24 protein-coding genes are annotated in these 21,552 nt (G+C 38.4%); 7 read left to right on the top strand and 17 right to left on the bottom strand.

Translation table 11 applies throughout. The annotated features are described in order from the left end of the window. Positions 1–42: 42 nt before the first annotated feature. The 11 genes from ureC to PI85_RS07415 form a co-directional block, all read right to left on the bottom strand. Positions 43–1,758, bottom strand: a complete 1,716-nt coding sequence (gene ureC, locus PI85_RS07465) for an urease subunit alpha (RefSeq protein WP_008174846.1) — start codon at positions 1,756–1,758, stop codon at positions 43–45. Further along, positions 1,755–2,123 (bottom strand): urease subunit beta, encoded by a 369-nt coding sequence (locus tag PI85_RS07460; protein WP_008174848.1) that lies wholly within the window; start codon positions 2,121–2,123, stop codon positions 1,755–1,757. The genes ureC and PI85_RS07460 overlap by 4 nt, the downstream gene beginning before the upstream one ends. A 14-nt stretch (positions 2,124–2,137) precedes the next feature. Beyond that, positions 2,138–2,440 carry an urease subunit gamma gene (ureA, locus tag PI85_RS07455; RefSeq protein ID WP_012294325.1) on the bottom strand — a complete coding sequence of 101 codons (303 nt, stop codon included), beginning with the start codon at positions 2,438–2,440 and terminating at the stop codon, positions 2,138–2,140. 468 nt (positions 2,441–2,908) lie between these two features. Continuing rightward, on the bottom strand, positions 2,909–4,153 hold the full coding sequence (locus tag PI85_RS07450) for a methyl-accepting chemotaxis protein (RefSeq protein ID WP_036125612.1): 1,245 nt from the start codon (positions 4,151–4,153) through the stop codon (positions 2,909–2,911). A gap of 160 nt (positions 4,154–4,313) precedes the next feature. Then, a complete protein-coding gene (gene aspA, locus PI85_RS07445) occupies positions 4,314–5,735 on the bottom strand; it encodes an aspartate ammonia-lyase (protein WP_008174855.1) in 1,422 nt (473 codons plus the stop codon). A gap of 280 nt (positions 5,736–6,015) precedes the next feature. Next, on the bottom strand, positions 6,016–6,645 hold the full coding sequence (locus PI85_RS07440; protein WP_036125609.1) for an NAD(P)-dependent oxidoreductase: 630 nt from the start codon (positions 6,643–6,645) through the stop codon (positions 6,016–6,018). A gap of 71 nt (positions 6,646–6,716) precedes the next feature. Then, on the bottom strand, positions 6,717–7,130 hold the full coding sequence (locus PI85_RS07435) for an Rrf2 family transcriptional regulator (RefSeq protein ID WP_025117200.1): 414 nt from the start codon (positions 7,128–7,130) through the stop codon (positions 6,717–6,719). A gap of 113 nt (positions 7,131–7,243) precedes the next feature. Further along, positions 7,244–7,450: a hypothetical protein gene (locus PI85_RS07430; protein WP_036125607.1), complete on the bottom strand. Its 207-nt coding sequence runs from the start codon at positions 7,448–7,450 to the stop codon at positions 7,244–7,246. 44 nt (positions 7,451–7,494) lie between these two features. Next, the gene (locus tag PI85_RS07425; protein ID WP_036127901.1) at positions 7,495–7,683 is read right to left on the bottom strand and encodes a hypothetical protein; all 189 of its coding nucleotides are present in this window, start codon (positions 7,681–7,683) and stop codon (positions 7,495–7,497) included. 182 nt (positions 7,684–7,865) lie between these two features. Next, positions 7,866–8,843, bottom strand: a complete 978-nt coding sequence (locus PI85_RS07420) for a thymidylate synthase (protein WP_008174863.1) — start codon at positions 8,841–8,843, stop codon at positions 7,866–7,868. An 81-nt stretch (positions 8,844–8,924) separates the two neighbouring features. After that, positions 8,925–9,845: a hypothetical protein gene (locus tag PI85_RS07415; RefSeq protein WP_036125605.1), complete on the bottom strand. Its 921-nt coding sequence runs from the start codon at positions 9,843–9,845 to the stop codon at positions 8,925–8,927. 189 nt (positions 9,846–10,034) lie between these two features. On the opposite strand from PI85_RS07415, the gene PI85_RS07410 reads away from it, so the two are divergent. The 3 genes from PI85_RS07410 to PI85_RS07400 all read left to right on the top strand — a co-directional run bounded on the left by PI85_RS07410 (position 10,035) and on the right by PI85_RS07400 (position 13,262). Further along, positions 10,035–12,233 (top strand): sensor histidine kinase, encoded by a 2,199-nt coding sequence (locus PI85_RS07410; protein WP_036125603.1) that lies wholly within the window; start codon positions 10,035–10,037, stop codon positions 12,231–12,233. Then, complete coding sequence (locus PI85_RS07405; RefSeq protein ID WP_036125601.1) at positions 12,208–12,834, top strand: response regulator transcription factor; 627 nt, start codon at positions 12,208–12,210, stop codon at positions 12,832–12,834. Before PI85_RS07410 ends, PI85_RS07405 begins: the two co-directional genes overlap by 26 nt. Before the next feature lie 227 nt (positions 12,835–13,061). Then, positions 13,062–13,262, top strand: a complete 201-nt coding sequence (locus tag PI85_RS07400) for a cold-shock protein (protein ID WP_012294314.1) — start codon at positions 13,062–13,064, stop codon at positions 13,260–13,262. Between the two features lie 577 nt (positions 13,263–13,839). Here PI85_RS07400 and ccsB read toward each other — a convergent pair. Both ccsB and PI85_RS07390 read right to left on the bottom strand, forming a co-directional pair. Continuing rightward, positions 13,840–15,009, bottom strand: coding sequence for a c-type cytochrome biogenesis protein CcsB (gene ccsB, locus PI85_RS07395; RefSeq protein ID WP_036125599.1), 1,170 nt, complete (start codon positions 15,007–15,009; stop codon positions 13,840–13,842). An 86-nt stretch (positions 15,010–15,095) separates the two neighbouring features. Beyond that, positions 15,096–15,857 carry a CPBP family intramembrane glutamic endopeptidase gene (locus PI85_RS07390; protein WP_036125596.1) on the bottom strand — a complete coding sequence of 254 codons (762 nt, stop codon included), beginning with the start codon at positions 15,855–15,857 and terminating at the stop codon, positions 15,096–15,098. 191 nt (positions 15,858–16,048) lie between these two features. On the opposite strand from PI85_RS07390, the gene PI85_RS07385 reads away from it, so the two are divergent. Further along, on the top strand, positions 16,049–16,786 hold the full coding sequence (locus tag PI85_RS07385) for a bifunctional 2-polyprenyl-6-hydroxyphenol methylase/3-demethylubiquinol 3-O-methyltransferase UbiG (RefSeq protein ID WP_036125595.1): 738 nt from the start codon (positions 16,049–16,051) through the stop codon (positions 16,784–16,786). A gap of 17 nt (positions 16,787–16,803) precedes the next feature. Here PI85_RS07385 and PI85_RS07380 read toward each other — a convergent pair whose 3' ends face one another. Genes PI85_RS07380 through PI85_RS07370 form a run of 3 tightly spaced genes read right to left on the bottom strand, consistent with a single transcriptional unit; the run spans position 16,804 to position 18,301 of the window. Continuing rightward, the gene (locus PI85_RS07380; protein ID WP_036125591.1) at positions 16,804–17,232 is read right to left on the bottom strand and encodes a GNAT family N-acetyltransferase; all 429 of its coding nucleotides are present in this window, start codon (positions 17,230–17,232) and stop codon (positions 16,804–16,806) included. Beyond that, positions 17,229–17,717: a GNAT family N-acetyltransferase gene (locus tag PI85_RS07375; RefSeq protein WP_036125588.1), complete on the bottom strand. Its 489-nt coding sequence runs from the start codon at positions 17,715–17,717 to the stop codon at positions 17,229–17,231. The genes PI85_RS07380 and PI85_RS07375 overlap by 4 nt, the downstream gene beginning before the upstream one ends. Further along, complete coding sequence (locus tag PI85_RS07370) at positions 17,717–18,301, bottom strand: SMI1/KNR4 family protein (protein WP_036125586.1); 585 nt, start codon at positions 18,299–18,301, stop codon at positions 17,717–17,719. The genes PI85_RS07375 and PI85_RS07370 overlap by 1 nt, the downstream gene beginning before the upstream one ends. Before the next feature lie 179 nt (positions 18,302–18,480). Between PI85_RS07370 and PI85_RS07365 the strand changes: the two genes are divergently transcribed. Then, positions 18,481–19,035, top strand: coding sequence for a GNAT family N-acetyltransferase (locus PI85_RS07365; protein WP_036125584.1), 555 nt, complete (start codon positions 18,481–18,483; stop codon positions 19,033–19,035). A gap of 163 nt (positions 19,036–19,198) precedes the next feature. Here the strand turns inward: PI85_RS07365 and PI85_RS07360 are convergent, their stop codons facing one another. Next, positions 19,199–19,756 (bottom strand): histidine phosphatase family protein, encoded by a 558-nt coding sequence (locus PI85_RS07360; protein WP_036125582.1) that lies wholly within the window; start codon positions 19,754–19,756, stop codon positions 19,199–19,201. A gap of 905 nt (positions 19,757–20,661) precedes the next feature. On the opposite strand from PI85_RS07360, the gene PI85_RS07355 reads away from it, so the two are divergent. Both PI85_RS07355 and PI85_RS07350 read left to right on the top strand, forming a co-directional pair. Beyond that, positions 20,662–20,832, top strand: coding sequence for an aspartyl-phosphate phosphatase Spo0E family protein (locus PI85_RS07355; protein ID WP_025117185.1), 171 nt, complete (start codon positions 20,662–20,664; stop codon positions 20,830–20,832). Between the two features lie 160 nt (positions 20,833–20,992). After that, positions 20,993–21,463 carry a hypothetical protein gene (locus PI85_RS07350; protein ID WP_036125579.1) on the top strand — a complete coding sequence of 157 codons (471 nt, stop codon included), beginning with the start codon at positions 20,993–20,995 and terminating at the stop codon, positions 21,461–21,463. Positions 21,464–21,552 lie beyond the last annotated feature (89 nt).

The following is a 21,552-nucleotide window of genomic DNA, read 5'->3' as shown; positions in this document are numbered from 1 at the left end:
CCTCATTGTCTTTTTATTGGCTGTTACTCTCACTTTAATTGCTTAGAATAAGAAATATCGTTGAGCCATTGGTAGTACATCTACAGGCTCGCATGTTGCTAATTCACCATCAATTTTTACTTCATATGTTTCTGGGTTCACATCAATTTCTGGCGTCTCATTATTAAGCTTCATGTCAGATTTACGAATATTTCGGCAATTCGAAACCGTCCCAATCATTCGTTTTAAGCCTAATTTTTCTGGCAATCCTTCTTCTACCGCAATTTTCGGTAAAAATGTCATGCCACAATTTTGAGGACCTTGTCCGTAAAAGCCATAAGTCTGACGCCCTTTCATTGGCTGCGGTGTTGGAATAGATGCATTTGGATCACCTGTAATACCATAAACGGCAATACCAGCCTTGATGACCACTTCAGCCTTTACGCCAAAGAACGCTGGTTCCCATAAAACAATATCGGCTAATTTTCCTTCTTCCAGTGAACCAACCTCATGGCTAATACCATGTGCGATTGCTGGGTTAATATTTAGCTTCGCCATATAGCGCTTGACGCGATAATTATCGTGTTCCTTGCCCTCATCCTGTGGCAAAGGTCCACGTTGCTTTTTCATTTTGTCGGCTGTTTGGAACGTCCGTATCGTCACCTCTCCCACACGACCCATCGCCTGTGAATCCGAAGACATGATGCTCAATATTCCTAAGTCCTGCATAATATCTTCTGCAGCAATCGTTTCAGGTCTGATACGTGAATCTGCGAATGCGACATCTTCTGGCACATCATGCTTTAAGTGATGGCATACCATCAGCATATCTAAATGCTCATCAATCGTGTTCGTCGTAAATGGTTTCGTAGGGTTCGTCGAGGCTGGCAAAATATTTGGTAAAGATGCCATTACTAGCTGGTCAGGCGCGTGTCCACCACCAGCACCTTCTGTATGGAAAATATGAATAACACGGCCATCGATGGCATTGATTGTATCTTCTACAAATCCTGCTTCATTTAATGTATCGGAGTGCAGGGCTACTTGAATATCGTACTCGTCTGCAACGGTTAAGCTTTGATCCAGTGCGGAAGGTGTTGCCCCCCAGTCCTCATGAATCTTCAATCCGATGGCACCCGCACGAACTTGCTCGATAATTGGTGCTGGGTCCGAGGCACTACCTTTAGCAAGTAATCCAACATTCATTGGAAAGCCTTCCACAGCCTGTAACATGCGATGTAGATGCCATTCACCAGCAGTTAGGCTTGTCGCCTTTGAACCTGCTGCTGGTCCTGTTCCGCCACCAATAAAAGTTGTTGTGCCTGCTAATAGGGCCGTTTCAACTTGATCGGGACTTATGAAGTGGATATGCGTATCAATGGCACCAGCTGTTGCTATAAGCCCTTCCCCTGCATAAACCTCTGTCCCTACGCCGATAATCATATCCTGATCGACGCCATCCATACTATTCGGATTGCCTGCTTTGCCGATACCAATAATTCGGCCATCTTTAATACCGATATCAGCTTTCACAATACCCGTATAATCGATAATGATGACGTTAGTAATGACTGTATCTAGCACACCTTCATTGCGTGTGTTTTTACCATTTTGCCCCATTGAAACACGCAATGATTTACCACCACCAAAGACACCTTCATCTCCATAGGATGTATAGTCCTTCTCTATTTCGATCCACAAATCTGTATCAGCTAAACGCACTTTGTCGCCAACTGTAGGACCGAACATTTTCGCGTAAGCTTCATGTGTTACCTTCATTTTTCTTCCGCTCCTTTAAAGCCACCTTCAATTGCCTTGTCTAAAATTTCATCTTTATGGTGAGTTGACCCTTCTGTTAGCTTATTTAAGCCAAAGACATGTTGTTTCCCACCAAATTCGACAAGCTCTACTTCTTTTTCTTCCCCAGGTTCAAAGCGAACTGCCGTCCCTGATGGAATATTTAAATGCATACCGATTGCATCTTCACGATTAAATTCTAGAAATCTATTCACTTCGATAAAATGAAAATGTGAACCTACTTGAATCGGACGGTCACCTGTATTGGCTACTAGAACCTTTTTTGTTGCCCTGCCCACATTGATTTCAATCACACCATTTTTTGGTCGGATTTCTCCAGGAATCATCTGCCAACACTCCTTTACTGAATTGGACGGTGGACTGTGACAAGTTTTGTCCCATCTGGGAAGGTACATTCCACCTGTACATCTGAAATCATGTCACCGACACCTTCCATTACGTCCTCTGCTGTCAGAACATGCTTAGCTTCACTCATTAGCTGTGCGACAGTTTTTCCATCTCTAGCACCCTCCATGATGAAACTACTAATAAGGGCAACAGCTTCTGGATAATTTAGCTTTAAACCGCGAGCTTTTCTTTTCAGCGCAAGTTCTCCTGCCACATGGAGGAGTAGTTTTTCTTGTTCTACTGGTGATAGCTTCAAATCAATCTCTCTCTTTCCTATATTCAGAATTATCTTTCAATAATATTTTTCGAAGCATACTTCCTTTCAATTGCATGAGCTTTTTAATACCATTTAGTTTTTTTTAGCATGTAATTGTTGTCTTACAAATTATGATTTCGCAAGGGATATGCGAAGAGAAATAGAAATGACTTGTTGACCCGGCGAACGCGGGTTGCAATAGTTGAAGTGAGTAATAGAGGTAACAGCTAGTCCATTATAAGAAACTAAATTAAAAAATTCAACATTTTTATTTATCTGTGAATTTACAAGTTTTATAAATAACTCATAAAAAAAGAGGCTTATTTTACAGAAAATTGGTCAACTGTAAAAAAGCCTCTTATCATGTGGAGTAAAGTGACAATAAAATTATACTAAAAAACTTGTAAATTTATTTGTTTAGGAACATTATTTCAGGGCTAAAAACCCTTGAAATTCCCCACTTGCCTCTTAAGCACCGAATTGATTGGTTAACTTTTGTAAACTATCAGCTTGCACACTTAAATCCTGTGTGACGTGATTGACAGCTTGCATGGAGGCAGTTTGCTCATCCATTGACTGCAAAACAGACTCTGTGTAATTCGATAAACGGCCCATTCCATCCGCAATAGTTATGACCGTTGATGCCACTTCATTTGCGCTACTGGAAAGCTGTTCGGCTGTTGCGGAAATGTCTTCAAGCTGGTTATTCATACGACTTACATGCTGTGTGATCGTCCCGAATGATTTTGTCGCCTCATCAATGACATAAACACCTTGCTGAACATTTTTCAAATCCTCCTCCACCGATGAAGCGACTTGTTTTGTATCATGTTCAATGCCTACTACTAAGTCAACAATTTGCGTAGCAGAATGCTTCGATTGCTCAGCTAATTGGCGGACCTCTTCTGCTACTACTGCAAAGCCTTTACCATGCTCTCCAGCCCGTGCAGCCTCAATGGCCGCATTTAAGGCTAATAGATTGGTTTGATCAGTAATTGCTGTAATCATATCGGTCATCGATTTAATATCCGACATTTTAGTGGATAGTTGCTGCATCAAACTACTTGTTTTGTCAGTTGACGATGAAATAAATTGCATTTGTTCCTTTGCTACATGTAAAATAGCTACCCCATTTCCAGCAATTTCATTGGCCTCTTTGGCATGACTAAAAACATCCTGTGTAGCAACGGTAATACGTTCAATTCCATCGACAGTTTCTTGCATCGCCTGGGCACTATCACTAGCAGATTGTGCAGCTTGCTTCAAGCCATCTGATGTTTTCTCTATCTGCTGATCTACTTCCTCCACAGCTAGCGTAATTTCACTCGTACTTGCTGATAGTTCTTCAATACTTGTCGATAAATCTGTAGAGCTATTCGCAATTTTTTGTGTCATTGTTCGTAATTGATTTTTCATGTTTAAAAAAGATTGTGCTAGCTGAGAGATTTCCCCATTATCATGTACCTCAATGACAACTGTATCCAATTTGCCTGAGGTAATCCCTTGTGCAGCCTCCGTTAACTGTTTGATAGGCTGTATCACTTTAAAATGGACATAGACCGTGTACGAAAGTGTAATGGCAATTCCCAAGATGGTTAAAACGGTTGCAAGCCATTCTAATGTTGTTACATTGGCCAAATCTAAAAATAAAATAATAATCATTAACACATTTAAAGCTGAAAAGCCAAGTAAACTCTTATTTCGTAAACTCATAACAAATTCCCCCAACTAAAATATTACTTCCATACCATTATTATAGTTGAATAATCCTAAAAAACATAAGAAAAAGCCCCCTTTTATATGAGTAAAGTTCTAATAATCGCATAAAAAAAGACTATAGACAGCCACAAAGGCATATCTACAGTCCATACTATTATTTTAAGTTCATGATGCTTGAGCCAGCGATACCTGGATGTGTCATTTCATAAGGATCTAAAATTAGGTCTAGTTGTTCTTTTGTTAATACACCCGCTTCAATACAAAGCTCACGGATTGAACGACCTGTTAGAATTGCTTCACGTGCAAGACGAGCAGCAACTTCATAGCCAATATGAGGGTTCACGGCAGTTAGTACCCCTACACTTTTCTCTACATATTCTTTCATACGTTCTTCATTTGCTTCAATATCTTTTAAGCAGTTTTCTGTAAACGCACGGAAAACATTATTCATAATGCTGATAGATTGGATTAGGTTAAATACTAATACAGGCTCCATAACATTTAACTCTAATTGACCTGCTTCAGAAGCTAATGAAATTGTATGGTCGTTACCAATCACTTGGAAAGCCACTTGGTTCAGTACTTCTGGCATAACAGGGTTTACTTTACCTGGCATGATCGAAGAACCTGGTTGACGAGCTGGTAAAAGGATTTCCCCTAAGCCGGCACGTGGACCAGAAGCCATTAAGCGTAAGTCATTTGCAATTTTCGACATATTAATCATACAAATTTTTAACGCACCCGATACTTCTGTATAAGCATCTGTATTTTGTGTAGCATCAACTAAATGTGTCGCACCCTTTAATGGTAAACCTGAGATTTCTGCAAGATGCTCATCGACAGATTTAATATAATCTGGGAAAGCATTTAAGCCTGTACCTACTGCAGTTGCGCCCATATTTACATCATATAAGTTTGGACGTGTTTGACGAATACGGACAATATCACGGTTGATGACACGGCAATAAGCTTCGAACTCTTGTCCTAAGCGAATTGGCACTGCGTCCTGTAAATGCGTACGTCCCATTTTAATGACATGAGCAAATTGCTCTGCTTTTTGATGGAAAACGGATTGCATATAATCCATCGTTTCTAATAATTCATCTATTAAATTTAACACAGCGATATGAATGGCTGTTGGGAAAGCATCGTTTGTTGATTGTGACATATTGACATGACTGTTTGGACTTACTGTATGATAGTCACCTTTTTCTTTCCCTAAAATTTCTAGGGCACGGTTGGCGATGACTTCGTTTGCATTCATATTGATGGATGTACCTGCTCCACCTTGGATTGGGTCTACAAGGAATTCAGCATCCCATTTGCCATCAATTACTTCTTGTGCTGCTTCGACAATTGCCTCACCAATTTCTTTTGATAATAGGTGTACTTCCATATTACTTAACGCAGCTGCTTTCTTCACAATCCCCATCGCCTTAATAAGTGAAGAGTGAATTGTGTAGCCTGTAATCGGGAAGTTTTCCGTTGCACGTAGCGTTTGAATTCCGTAATAAGCCTCTGCTGGTAATACGCGCTCACCTAAAAAATCTTTTTCTATACGTTGTGTTGACATCATTGTCGTCTCCTTTTATGTAATACTCACACTTGATAGTAGCTAATAAAAGTCGTATTGTAAACAGTCATTTTTCTGTAAACGAAAAAAATCCTTCAAAAAAGCAAAGAAATCGCTAAAAACCGAGCACATTTTAATAATGCCCTAGCATTATTAGCCGATAAAGGTTCGATACAAAATAATTAGGCAGCTGTATACGATGGCATTAAAAATTTCATTGTGAATCAAAAAAACCAATAGAATAACCGATTAGGTCCATTCTATTGGCTCATTCATTCTTCTATTATTTATTCGATGTTACAGTAAAACGGCTATTTTGGTGTTGAGGATTTTCAAGCTCATCCAATACTGCCACTGCATAATCTGCGTAGCTTACATAACTTTCACCAGCTTCATTTACTAATAAATGATCGACTCCTGTTGTATAGTGACCTGTACGTGGACCTTCTGGATCAAAAAATGCAGATGGACTTAAAAATGTCCAATGGATAGCAGATTGTTGTAGGTCCTGTAGATTTTGTCCTTGATTTTGCGCAGTTGCTAGGAACATAGCTGGGAAATCAGGTGTTTCCATTACACGGATTTGTTTTTCAGGGTCTACAAAAAGACTACCTGCCCCTCCCACAACCAATAATTTTGTATCAATGCCTTCGAAAATTTCGATTAAATGACGACCTGCTTTCACATGTAAATCTTCCTGTCCAGCTGGTGCGCCAAACGCATTCACTACTGAATCGAAGTCATTTACGTCATCCTTTGTTAATTGAAACACGTCTTTTTCTATTACGGGAATAGCTGTTGTTACTTTTGCGGCAGAACGAACGATAGCTGTTACTTCATGACCACGCTGCACCGCTTCCTCTACTATTTTTTGTCCTGCTTTACCTGTTGCACCAATGACAGCAATTTTCATTGTATGTTCCTCCTTAATTTATAGTTGTAACCATTTTAGTTACAGGTTAGATACAGATAGATCATCTTCGCTTAAGTACGAAGCTGATCTAGCACATCCTGCAAAGTCTGTGCCTGTAGCTGTGCTTCCATTGCCTGCCAAATAGATGTGTACACATCTTCCAAAGTATGTTGGATTTCTCGTCCCACTGCACACGCTGGATTCGGCTCATCGTGAATCGCAAAAAGCTGTTCTGGCCCATCGATTGCTTGATAAATTGCTAAAAGTGTTAAATTCTTTGGCTCCACTAAAAGCTCATACCCAGCAACCCCTGAATGTGATAAAAGTAAGCCTGCCTTTTTCAGAACACCAATCATACGTCTTACAACCACTGGATTTGTATTTACACTTCCAGCGATAAAATCGGACGTAAGTAAGCTTTTATCAGATGTTGTAGCAATTAGCGAAAGAATATGGATCGCCACCGAAAATCGACTGTTCACCATATGTATCACCACCTGTTGTAACTATTATAGTTACAGGTAAATAAAAAAGCAAGCACATTGCTTTTCGCTACCTGCTTTTATAGTTCCATTTCTTGACTTATCTATACATACAATTAGATTTTATTGACATAAATCACTAGTTCCTGGCGTATTTGCCCATTGTCCTCATAAAAATCTAAATTATGAAATTCATATTTAAAATGACCTACTGGAAAAGTCACGCTTTCCCCCTGTACTGCCGCAAGTATACCTGCCACGTCGTGTGATACCATGTGTAATAATTCATCACCCGTGACTGAATCTATAAAGATTACGTTCATAAAAAACACCTCCTCAGCCATTATAGCTTAGAAGGCGCTTACATTTATAGTCTTTCTTTATAGCCATTCATACGGATTTCTTCAATCACTTGCATCATGTCGAAAAGTTGTTGCCGGGATAAATTGGAGGTATTAGCGTCCTGCGCTTGTTGCTCGGAAACCTTTTTTCGTTCTAGATGATCGGACTGTTGCTCATTTTCTTCTACTTCCTGAATGACCATTGTTTTCTTCACAACTTTCACCTCTACCATAAATTTGACCGACTACCCATTCCAAATAATGCTAACAATCCCACAATTACTATAATCAACTTCCTAGCTATCAGTCATCCAACTACTAGCCTATTTAGCAAAACATATATTTTGACCTAGTTATAGTGCCAAAAAAACAGCAACCAAAATGGCTGCTGCTTATGTTAGACGGCAATCGGAGCCTTAATAGCAGGATGTGGATCATACCCTTCGATTGATAAATCCTCAAGCTCGATATCAAAAATCGATGCTTTATTTGGATTGATGTGTAACGTTGGTAGTTCCTTTGGCTCCCGAGCAAGCTGTTCTTTTACTTGTTCCACATGGTTCGCATAAATATGCGCGTCCCCAATGCTATGAATAAATTCGCCCACCTCTAATCCACACTCATGTGCAATCAAATGTGTTAACAATGCGTACGAAGCTATATTAAAAGGACAGCCTAATAATGTGTCCAAGCTTCTTTGCATAAGCTGACAGCTTAATTTGCCATTAGATACATAAAATTGGAACATGACATGACATGGTGGCAATGCGGCTTTACTGCCCTTCGCACCTGCATTGATAACATCCTCAGGGTTCCACGCATTGACGATAATACGGCGTGAATCTGGATTATGCTTGATTTGATGAATGACATCCTGCAACTGGTCGATACTTTCCCCAGTAGAAGTTGTCCAATGACGCCATTGCTTGCCATAGACATTGCCAAGCTCTCCGTATTTTTGAGCAAAGTCATCATCTGCTAGGACACGCTCACAAAATGAGGCTAACTCTTGCTGATACAATGTATTAAATGCGTCATCCACTAAACAACGTCGACCAAAATCGGTCATATCTGGTCCTGTATAGTCATCTGATTCAACCCATTTTTTAAATGCCCATTCATCCCAAATATGATTATTATGTTGCAATAGATAACGGATATTCGTATCCCCTTTAATGAACCATAATAATTCGCTCGCGACAAGCTTAAAAGGTACGCGCTTTGTCGTTAAAAGAGGAAATCCTTTACTTAAATCAAAACGCATTTGATAACCAAAGACGCTATATGTACCCGTCCCAGTTCGATCCTCTTTTTTCGTGCCATTTTCTAATATATGTTGTAGTAAGTTTAAGTACGCCATTTCTGGATGCGTCATTTTTCTTCAACAGCTCCTTCCAGTTTGCTGTTGACCATTATACCATTTCATCACGTATTTTCGTATGAAGAAATTATTTCATTAGTAGCCAGAATGAGAGGAAGTGTTCTTCAGCTCTCTAGAAATTTCACTCTCTGTTGTGACAAAAAAGGTAGGAAGCAAGATGATATTTAATAAAACAGGTCCAACAATAACTAATAAATCGATACCAGGACTAAAATAAAGACCAAATGCCGTAATCAACCCCGAAAGTACAAGGAATACAATTTGCACAACAATAATCATGATTGGCAATGATTGGTACATGTAATTTAGTTTACGGAACTGATGTAAATTGGCTGGATTGTTGATGACTTTCCTTTTTAATCGTCTCGATAAAATAAAACAAGCTAGCAATTGGACTACCATAAAACTAAAATAGATGACCGCGTAAAGAATAAATGGACGTTTCTGAATCGTACCATCAAAATGACCTACTCTTTGGTTCAATAAATCATTCACTGCTCCATCATAAACATATTGACGTTCACTTAAAAAAGTAAAAGGTTCCATAAAACCAAGCGCTGTCCAATCCTTCGTGTTCACCGTCCAATTCGATAGCTTACTCGCTAAAATTTTCAATTGAATCGGATCTTGCTCTCCAAACATCCCTACCAAAATACTATAGGGAATGGCAACTTTTAGCTGCCCATCTTGCTTTTCTTGGAATAAGTCCTGAATGTAAAAAGTATAGGAAACATCCGATTTATTCATATCGTAACGAGCTTCTTCAATTTCCCAATGACTGGCTAAAGATGCTTGTATGCCATTTCTCATCTCCGTATAGGGTATATCTTTATGTAATCTCTTTGGAATTTTATAAACAAAATGGTTATCACTACCGATTAGACAAATTTCAACCTCGACTTTATCTTCATGAACCATTTTAGCCTTCGTGGTCAATGGGATCGTAATCAAAGCGATTAAGAAAAAAAGAATTAGTGTTAAAACGCCTTTTTTCACGTCATCGTCCCCCTTTTCGTCATAATTATTAAACTTACACTATCATAGCCATGTCCGAAAAAACTATTTCGTCATTCCGAAAACGCAATAGTGGTTTTCCGAAAGCCTCTATTTCGGTATTCCAAATTTATCAATAATTAGCGATAATATATAGGAGTTTATTATCATCTAGCAAACAGAGGTTTCAAAATGAAAAAATGGACATATTGTATTTTTCTTACCTATTTAATGCTCGGCATTTACGTATTAGCAATTGCCATAAAAACACCGTTTATTAGTCTCACCCTTGATACAACAAATGGGCAAGCAGCTATTATGGATAGCTACTACACTTCATGGGCTCATCAAAAAAATATTGAACAGGGTGATATTGTACTAGCTATTGATGGGCAGCCAGCCTGGGAAAATCGCTCTGTGCGATTGTTCTCACTGATTAGAAGTGCTAAACAACTAACTATCCAAAAGACGGATGGGACCATTCAAACAATTGATGTAAAGCATATTGATATGCCAGAAGAATTATATTTGCAAATTCTATTCCCAATGTTTTATTTTCTTTTAGCTTTCGGTGTGGTCATTTATTTATGGCGACGCAATAAAGATAACCCTCCGACATTTTTATTGACTTTATTTTTGTTAACCTGTTCGTTGGCCTATATTAGTACAGGGGCATCGGCAAGGGGCAATCTTATTGGCCAAATTGTGATTGGCATATGTATTATTTTATGCATGGTACTGTTCATTCATTTTTTACAGCACTTTTTCTGCTACCTTCAAATCAAATGGGCTTATATAGACAGCAAATGGCTTTATTTTTCAGCACTGATCATCCCAGTTTGCTACTTACTGGAAGTTTTCAATCCTTCATTTCGAGAGATTACGCCTCTCCTGAACTTAGGTATATTCGCCATCCTAGTGCTATATGCTATTTATATTTTATTAACTAGTTATTTACGGACAAAATTGGCTAAAATTCGGTTGATTGCCATCGCCTTTATCGTTCCATTTTTGCCATTCCTGATTTTTTTTGTGACACCTGAAATTTTAGGTCATAAGCCGTTATTACATGCTGATATTGCCGCGTTATTTTTATTATTTATACCTTTTTCATTTTTGTTCATCCAAGTGAATGAACGATTATTTGATATTGAATACCAATTATCACGATTACGTTATTATTCAACGCTGGCGTTTTTCAGTGCCCTTCTACTGACAACTGGCATCGCCCTCTTGTTTATGGGTCAATTATCTATTGTCCATGGTACAAGTATTTTTTTACTAGTATTCATGGTGATGATGGCTAGTTTCTATATTAAGGAACGTATTGATTTTAAGTATCGAAAAATTATTTTTTCTTCTACTGGAAATTATGTACATAATTTATATGCCGCCGTGCAACGTATGGGCAAGGCTAAAAATCAACAAGAATTATTGGAACGCTTTAAGTATGAAATTACTGAAAAGTTAGGCACGACAGCCTTTCTTATAAGTACGGTCACAGAGGATACACCAGCTCCCCTGCTCGGAAGCCACTACACAAAATTGCTACTGCATGATGCAGGTGACGAAAAAATAATGTTAGAAATAAAGCATACGCTACAAAAGGAAGAACTACTGTGGCTAGAGCTACTCGCACTTTATGTTTCAATGTCTATTAATAATTTACAGCAAATTGAAGATTTAGTACTCGAAGTTCAACATATGAAAAACACCAGTGATACACCACTACCTTGGCTTGATAAACTATTATGGAATATTATTGAGAAGGAAAAAACTATTTTAGCACAGGAACTACACGATACGATTTTGCAGGAGCAGCTACATTTAGCAAGAGAACTCGATGTCCTTGCTGGCACTCCTATTATTCAAAAGGACACCATATTGGATATTCGTGAACAGCTCCTGAATGCCACAAAGGATCTACGAGAGTATTGTGAGAATTTAAGTCCACCATTACTCGATACTTTCGGCTTACAAATAGCCCTAAAAAAATTAATACAAAAGGTAAAAATACGGGCTGACTTTTTAGTAAGCTCTCAAATTGAACGAGTGGAATTTCAGGATGTCACGCTCCATCTAGTCGTCTATCGCCTAGTACAGGAGCTATTAAATAATGCGATTAAACACGCTAATGCTACAGAAGTTTCATTAACTCTACGAGCGATACCTCAAGGCTTTATTCTACAATATGATGATAATGGAGTAGGCTGTGATATTGAGGATTTAATTCAGTCCTCAGCTTCCATGGGCATTAATGGAATTCGTGAGCGTGTCCGTGCCTTTAACGGGGACATCACCATCCAATCTAGCCACAATGAAGGCATGCATATTTTTATTCAAATACAAGAGGACGGGGATTCATATGATGAACATACTTATTATAGATGACCATCCTGTCGTTTTAGATGGTACAAAAACATTGTTACAGGATTTAGTCAATGTCCAGATTGAAACAGAGCAGGATAGTGCAGCAGTTTTACTAAGAATGGATACGGAAGCCTTTCAGTTATTTCTCATTGATATTAATATGAAACCGATCAACGGTATCCAACTAGCAGAAATGATCAAGAAAAAACAACCAGAGGCCCTCATTATTCTTTATACAGGCTACGAGCTTGCCGATTATTATGAGCTATTAATTGAGAAAAAGATTGATGGCTTATTATCAAAACTAGCAACAAAAGAGCAAGTCATCCAAACGATTCAAGCAGCCCTACGTGGCGAAATATTACTGGCAGCAGACTTCTTAGATTTTGTCCAGCAACGATCCAATTTGCCGAATACCCAGCAGGAAGTATTACTCAGCGATAAAGAACAGGAAATTTTACAGCTCGTAGCTCAAGGCTGTACAAATAAAGCCATTGCTTCTGCTATCGGTGTGACCCAAAGAACCGTAGAGAATTATTTATCGAAATTATTCGTTAAATTAAACGTTGAATCTCGTGCAGAGGCAGTCATTGTAGCAAAGGAAAAAGCATGGATTGACTAATGCTAGAAGAATATTTCATTACTAATACATTACAATTGTAAATTTTTTCTTACTAAAAACGGAATTTACTGGATATACAAACAATTCTGTACTATAATAAAACTAATAATTACATTACTTCATTGCTACGATTAAAAACTTGTATTCAAAGGCAATATGGCCTTTAAACACGCTTTTTATATGTATTGAAGAAATTGATTGTTGAATTTTTTTGGGAGGGTGTTTACATGACACAAGGGACAGTAAAATGGTTTAACGCAGAAAAAGGTTTTGGCTTCATCGCAGTTGAAGGTGGCAATGATGTATTCGTACATTTCTCAGCTATTCAAACAGATGGCTTCAAAACTTTAGAAGAGGGCCAAAAAGTTGAATTCGGCGTAGAAGAAGGCAACCGTGGACCTCAAGCAACGAATGTAGTGAAACTATAATATTCACCTAACATAGACGAGCAAATGAAAGAGACATCCCCTTTAAGGATGTCTCTTTATTCATGTCCTCGCAGCAAGACTCATGATTCCAATATACAACGGATAGCTACCAAGCATGACCAACAGAATAAGCCCTTGAACAGGTACTGGCATATCTTCTGGATCGGAAATGGGAAACAGATAGGTAAAAACCATAGTGAAAATCACAGTATACGGTAACCATAAAATCATTGTTTCATAAATTCAGCGACGATGCTCAAGCCATGTAATGGCGAGCTTATATATAAATATCGTCGCTACGCTAAAGCCCCTACTAATTGAACTATAAGCAAGACATGATCCAAATTGTCCGCTGTCCAGCCTGTAAGTCGTAGGAATCGATAATAATTGAGTTGTAATGCTATACATATAAAGAAAATCAAACTATACAACAGACTAACAATATTCAATTTTAGAAGAAAGGACATGGTCATCGAGTTTTCCCTTTCATCGTATGGCTTCGCTTGAATAGATTGAAGGCGTCCCTTCTATTTAAATGCGTTGCTACTACATCTAATGGCAATTGAGCAAAGGATCCCTACGCATAAGAATGCAAGCCTGCAATCACTAGATTAACAAACACCTGGTTAAACACAATGATTCCGAAGCCAATGATGGCAAGCCAGGCTGTTTTCTCCCCTTCCCACCCTTTGGATAAGCGGAAATGGAGAAAGGCTGCATAGAATAAAAAAGTAACGAGAGCCCAAACCTCTTTAGGATCCCATCCCCAATACCGACTCCAAGCTATCTGTGCCCAAATCATGGCAAATAACAGACCACCTAATGCAAATAATGGGAAGCCAATGACAACTGCTCGATAGGAGATTTCATCCATTAATTGTGGCTGAACGCGACTTGTCCATGGCTTTAATGTAGCACTCACCGATTTCCTTGTAACCAAACGAATGGCAACATATAAGAGCGTACCCATCATAAATGCCCAGACAATCGAATTTGACTTTTTAGCATCTATTTTATTTGTTATTTCGATTAAACCAACTGCCTCACCATTTTCTGTGACTGCTCCTTTATTCACGATTAAGGGTTTCATGGAATAGACTACTTCTTCTGATTGACCTTGAGCATTCTCGAATTGTACTTGTAGGTCATTCGCTGTTAGGCTGAAAAAAGTCGAAATGCCGATAAATCCAATTACGACAACTAAGCAATATAAGACAAATTCTAACGAATATGTACGGATGGATTTTTTGGAAACATCCAATGTTCTTAATAAAAATATTAAACCAGTGGCAAAGGACACTGATAGAATCGCACTGGAAAAAGCGACGGTCATCACATGTATCGTTAACCAGTGACTCTGCAAGGAAGGTACAAGTGGTGACACTTCTTTAGTGAAAACGCTTCCATAGCCAAGAATGATTAAGGACACAGGAATTGTAAATAAGCCCACAACAAGTTGCTTGTATAAAAAATGGATGATGAGATAACTCCCTGTGAGCATGATGCCAAAGAACGTCATAAATTCATACATATTGCTGACGGGTGCGTGCTCTACAGCTACCCATCTCACCACAAAATAAACGACTTGCAGGACAAAGGCAGCATAAGTAAGGAGTATACCTAGCTTGCCAAACATCTTCCCTTTCGATTTGACTGCAAGCCCTAATGGCACAATCGCAATCAGTAGTAGAATGAAGGCAATAAATAAGGCATTGCTACTAAAGGATAATAAGGTTTCTTGATTCATCTAAATCCCTCCAACGTCTTTTAATACGGAATTTGCTTCCAAATAATAAGAACGCTACAGATGACAAGAAGTGCCATATTTTCCTTTTAAATTTTTTGATTTTTAAAAATTGTTACATTTTTATGGCAAAAAAGGAAGAGGAACAAGATGATGACAAGACATTTGACGATCTCTTGATTATCGGGAGAAACGGTCATATTCTGTCCATCCCCTAAGTAAAAGACATTCATCATTCCATGAAAAATAGCCACAGGCACAATAGATTGACCTACTTCTCGAATGATTGAAAGCACGATGGATAATCCAAAAAGGAGCAACAAATACGTAGGTATTCCAACAGCTGGCATCACATAGGGCTTATATAGTACAGCTATAGGTAGATGCCATAAAGACCACCCTACTCCAGTAAAGATAGCGGTCTGCCAAAAGCTATAGCGTTGCCGCAAATATACATGAAAATTGCCTCGCCAGACGACTTCTTCTAGTAAAGCCGAGCCTGTACTAATGGTGAGCCCTATTAGTAATAACATACTCAGTTGAGATGGAGTGATAATGAGAAAAGATTGATAATGCGTCAAGTAAAAATAACTATGTACTAGGACACCTAACGAAAAAGGGGTGAAAATACTGGCTAGGAGCCATGACCATTTAGGCTTTGTGAAGGAAAACGTTGATAAAATGGGTAGCTGGGTGAAAATCTTTTGAACAATAATCACTGATAGTAGTGGGATGATCATGGTAACACCAAGAAATGCTCTACCATGCTCTAGGAAAGTCAGAAAATAATGCGTCAAAAATGTGAGGCTATATATACAAAACATCGTCATGAGTAGAACATAATTTTTCATTAGTTTCCTCCTCAAAAAACAAACCATATATTTGTTAATATATGGAATTCAATCGTTATTAAATGATGGCATGCCTCTATCTACATCTTACAAAAAATCGGAATATAAGTCTATTTCTTTTTTGTCTCGCATGGGAAAATAAGAGTGCGCACAAATGACATAACGTTATGTTTCACAAGCTGGAGGTTAAAATGAAACAAAATATTTATGACAACCCTGAATTTTTCCATCAATACAAGGCATTACGGCAAAGACCATCTAATTATAATCACTTATTAGAGCAGCCTACCATGAAATCATTACTGCCCTCTTTAACGAATTTAGAAATGCTCGATATTGGCTGTGGCATGGGTGACTTCGCCCAATACTGTATCCAACACCACGCCAAGCATGTGACTGCTTTGGACGTTTCCAGTAATATGCTATCTATCGCTCAGTCAGAAAATGCACATCCACAAATTGATTATCAGCTTCAAGCAATTGAGGATTACGATGCATCCACCAATCGTTTTGATTGTATAACAAGCTCACTTTCGCTTCATTATGTTAAAAATTTTGAAGCCGTCATTGGACAAATTGCCCAAATGTTACGTCCAGACGGCGTTTTTATTTTCTCCGTGGAGCATCCGATTGCTACTGCTCGCCGAACGACGGAGGATAATTGGATTTATGATGAACAAGGTAAACAGCTACACTATGCAATGGATGATTACCAAGAAGAAGGCATACGACAGCAAACATGGCTGGTAGACGGAGTGGTCAAATATCATCGCACTATTGCTACAATCATCAATACATTAATCGACCATGGCTTTTCGATCGACAAAATGGTTGAACCTCTTCCAAGCGAGGAAGCTATTCAACAGCTTCCCTCTATTAAAAAGGAACTTCGCCGACCATCCTTTTTGTTTGTAAAAGCAAAAAAATAAAGACAAGCCTCACCCTACTACAGTGGTGAGGCTATTTTTACATAAATAATTTCTGGGTCACCGTCATCCAGATTATTAATAACGCCGCTTTTGACAAACCCTAAGGTCTGAAATACATGTTGCATACTTGTATTTGATTGATTCGTGGAGGAAAAAACCTTTACCGTTTTGCTTGTTTTTACATAGGCATTTATTAAGGCCGAGGCGATGCCCTTTCTTCGCGCTGATGGCTTAACAATGACTAAGGAAATAAAGTCATAGCCAAAAAAGTCCTCAGTAGAAATTAAGAATCCTGTAATATCATCAGCAAAATGGTGAAGCAGACAACGTTTCTCCTCGATGGCTTGCTGAATTTCATCACTTCTGGATGCGTTTCCTATCACCTCTTGATCGATTGCACATAGTGTCTGCAAATGCTCCAACCCTGCCACTTTTATATTGCTCAAATGTCCACATCCTTCATATAATAACTCATTACCTTTAGTTCTTCACCAAAGCCCGTCGCCTGTTTCCCTTCATCTACAAACCCACATTTTATATAGAGTGCCTGTGCCGATACATTTGGGATATTTACGCCTAGTACTAGCTCATTCATCAATGGAAAATGCTGACGAACAAAGTCTGGTAACAATTGGAGAGTTGCCTTTGCATAGCCTTTGCCCTGCTCATGATAATCGGTCGAAAATGAGCGAATTAGTAGCGCCCGTTCATTCGAGGAATAAGGCTTCACCCCTTCTTTTTCATGTAACACAAAAAAGGTTACGAGCTTGTCTCCATCTAAAGCTAACACAGCATGTCTACTGTCATCCTCCTTAGCAAGTTCGATGCTATCCTTTGGCGACTTTGTATAGCGAAGCTGCTCCTCAGTAATGGTGTATTGATCTACTAACGATTGAGCCTTGTCCTCATAAAACTTCAATGTCAGAGCCATCAAAACTCCTCCTCGTAGAGAGCTGTAAACTCATATTCCCCTTCAACAAGCTGCTGTAAATATTCATCAAATGAAGAGGCGATGACCTCAAAGCTATCGGGATCATGGACATATCGAACCACTTGCCCCATTTTTCCGCCTTCAGCTGGCGAAAAATCAAGATACAAACTGGATGTTCCTCCATTATTCATGCAATCTGCAAAGCATAATCGTTCATTCAACGGTACGTGCATATTGACCCTTTTATCTATGTCCACATACTCTAAAAAGTCCTGATAACGCTCAAAAATCGTTTCACGCTGATGTTGAGCATCTGCTAGTATTTGCTCAACTGCCTTTAAATAATACGGATAATCCCCCAAATCGGAACCTAGTACAAGCACACTAATCGTTTCTTGTCCATGCTTACAATGGTAAGTACCGTTGACATCCTGTAGTAGTTCAATGAAGGATTGCGGACTTTGTGGAAATATTTCTAGTAAGCTTTCAATTTGTGCATCTGTGGCACCATTTGCTTTCTGTAATTGTTGTTGCTCCTCCTGCGGTAAATATTGTAGTAAATTCTTAAAATAGGCTGTATGCACGGCTATTTCTTCCTCTCTAAAAAAATATTCCCCGAAATTGGTAGACATGGTACAATTTAAGCATTCAAACTAAAGGAGTTGTGCCTATGAGTGCGAAAATGGCAGTAGACGTTATAGCTTGGCTATCAATCTAGGGGTTGTAACGTTACTTGCAGCCCTTATTAAAGGGAGAATCATACATGGATCATTATTTAAAAACATTTTTAACGGGTCAATCCATTACTTTACAGCAAATGGCCCCCGCTGACTTAGAATCATTTGTAGCCATTGAAAGTGAGACAAAAACATTACTACTAGCTAATGATGAAATTCCCTTCCCCCAAACGATGGAGGACCATTCCACATTCTTTCGCTCTATCAGTGGGAAAAAAGATGAATTCTTCTTTGGTATATATGAAAAAGCGACTCACCAACTGATTGGTTCCTGTGGTGTTTTTGCCGTTAACTGGCAAAATAGCACCTGCTCTGTCGGCATTTCAATTGGACAGCTATGGCAAGGAAAAGGCTATGGCACGGATGCAATGAAAACACTTATTGAATTCATTTTCCAATACATGGCCATTCAAAAAATCAAACTGCAAGTATTCAGCTTTAATCCGGCAGCTATTCGCTCCTATGAAAAATGCGGCTTCACGAAGGAAGGCCATTTACGAAATGAAATATTCCGCTTCGGCACCTTCCATGACCTCATAGTATTTGGTTTATTACGTTCGGAATGGACCCAAGTCAAATAGTAGATGTTCCCCTGAGGAGATACTTAAATCATGTCTTCTTTGGGGTTCTTTTTTTACATCAACTCAGACTGGATTTAACGAATTCATCCACGTTGTTCTATCCAACTGCCTCCATCATAGTCAATTACCTGGGCGCTCCCATAAGACCATCACTAGTTGTCTGTCAGCCCTTTTGCCATACTCGCTCCACCTCTAATAAAGTCAGCTCACGGAAAGATAATCGGTAGATATCAGGCATAGACAGCTTTTGCCAAAATGCATAATCATACTGTGAATCAAAGGATTGCATCATTAGCACCATTATATTGCCATGTGTACCAATCACAATGCTGTCATGGGGGTGAGAAAGAATGATAGATTGTAAGCTCTGTACAGCCCGTATCATTGCCTGCCGATTGGACTCTCCACCAGCCCATGCAAAACTCGGCTCTTGCCAAACTCGTTGCAGTGCTTCTTGAAAATTTTCCATCGCTCCATCGGCAAGCTGTCGTTCCTTTAGTGCATCCACAATTTGAATGGGTACATCATGATACCTAGCAATACCCTGTACTGTTTGAATGGCTCTTTTATAAGGGCTCGAATAGATTGCATCGATGCGTTGACCGTTAAATAAAGATGTCACTCGTTCTACATCCCTATTTCCTTTTAATGATAGTGGACGATGATATTCATCCTCGGAATAATCGGCATGTGCATGTCTCACAAAATATAATTCTGTCATTCGTGTCTCCTCCACTCATCCTTCGCTGAATTAAGGTAAATGTAATTACCATACAATGATTGCTGGCTATCCATTGAAAATTTCCAAATAAACATCCCTATCAGAAAGGCTCGTTTCATTCAAGCTATTCGTTCAATGCATCAAACAAGCCAATCCATTTCAAGCTGCTGCTCAAATATTTCTTTTATTGTATTCATGATTGCTATATGTAATTGCATATCATTCATTCAAGCGAATCAGCATTTACTCAACTTTTTGCCAACGTAGCAATCAAGTTAAAAAAGATGATACGTTTCTTATTTTTAGTATAGGCAATTCGAGCGGCTGGTTCCGGTGAGGGCTTCTTACCTTACCTTCACATGCTGCTAGTTTTTTACTAAACGACACAAAGTCACCCTTTCCTCCCCCTTCCATTATTCCATTAATTTCAAAAATTCTCAATAATTCTCCACACTCAATGAAATGTCCACATTTCTAAACAACATTAAAGCTTATTTGATAAAATGTGACAAGATACGTAAAGCGCCATAAATTGTTGGAAAATTCAATATCAAACAACAACTTTTCTCATAGTATAAATGGTTTAAGTAAATTCTTTTTCTCACTTAATTTTTTCTAAATACAAATACGCAAACAACCCCAACAACTTCATTGTTAGGGTTTTTATACTTATATTTTAATCAATAATTGGAATTTCATCTATAACTTTTTAACTATTAAAGGAAAATAGTTTGTTTTTCGCATAACAGGATGAAGGTCCCTATCTGTGACTAAATTACGAATTTGAGTTACGATACACAATATGACATTTTTTTTAATATAAGTGATATACAATGAAAAAGTTGAATCGAGGTCATAGAACATTAATTTTATGAATAAGGAAAAAAAATTAGGAGGAAAATATCTTGGTAAACTTATTGCTTAAACAATTCTTGAAGGCGGAAATTGAGATCAAACGTAGAATTATGTATAAAAAAGCAAAGGATCTTGGTTTCACTCATCCGGCTGTAGTAGATTACAGTCAAGAATTGGATGTCCTACTAAATAGATATTTAAAACAAGCACAAGCTTCCTAATCATAACGAGGCATATAATAGAAGAAAGTATAGATATGGGTAAAGCCAGACCTACATTCTGGCTGGTTTTATCTTTGCATTCGGCTAGCCAACCTCTACATGTATAGATCACAACAAAGTAGGCGATGTTTTTGTTAAGAAGACATTTGGAGGTTGAATAATGCATGTATTCATCTTAACTTTTATGGTTGTTTCCAAAATATTATTGCCACCCCAACATTCAGTAGACCATACGGCACCCACACTTTGCACACCAACTGAAATAAATACACTATATCAATATCCAAACAACCAATTTCAATCGTTTCGTGATGAGGACGAATTTTATCAGCAGCTTAATCGTACAATTTACGAGGAATATCCCTATGCTTCATGGAATATTCGGCAAAAAATGGCCTTTAGAGATATAGCAGAGGCGACAGAAAATTTTTATTTACAAACTAATAGTAAACAAGAAACATTAGACCTCTCTCAACATACTTTTGTTCATCCCAATCGACAAGTTTATTTTTTAGCATCTTTTCAGCACAATACCGATGAGACCTATCGAAAATTTCTAGTCATCGACGCTGAAACACAAACCGTTTTACTTGGTCAATCCCAATTCCAAGAGAGGACCAAGGACCTTTAATTCATTGTATGCATCGCATCTAGATTCTAGTAGTCATTTCAAAAAAATAGAAATTATTTTTTTAAAAAGCTTGCCTTGAATAGTAGATC

The sequence above is a fragment of the Lysinibacillus sp. A1 genome, assembly GCF_000801965.1.
Taxonomy (GTDB): Bacteria; Bacillota; Bacilli; order Bacillales_A; family Planococcaceae; genus Lysinibacillus; species Lysinibacillus fusiformis.
This window is presented reverse-complemented; position numbering and strand designations above follow the sequence as displayed.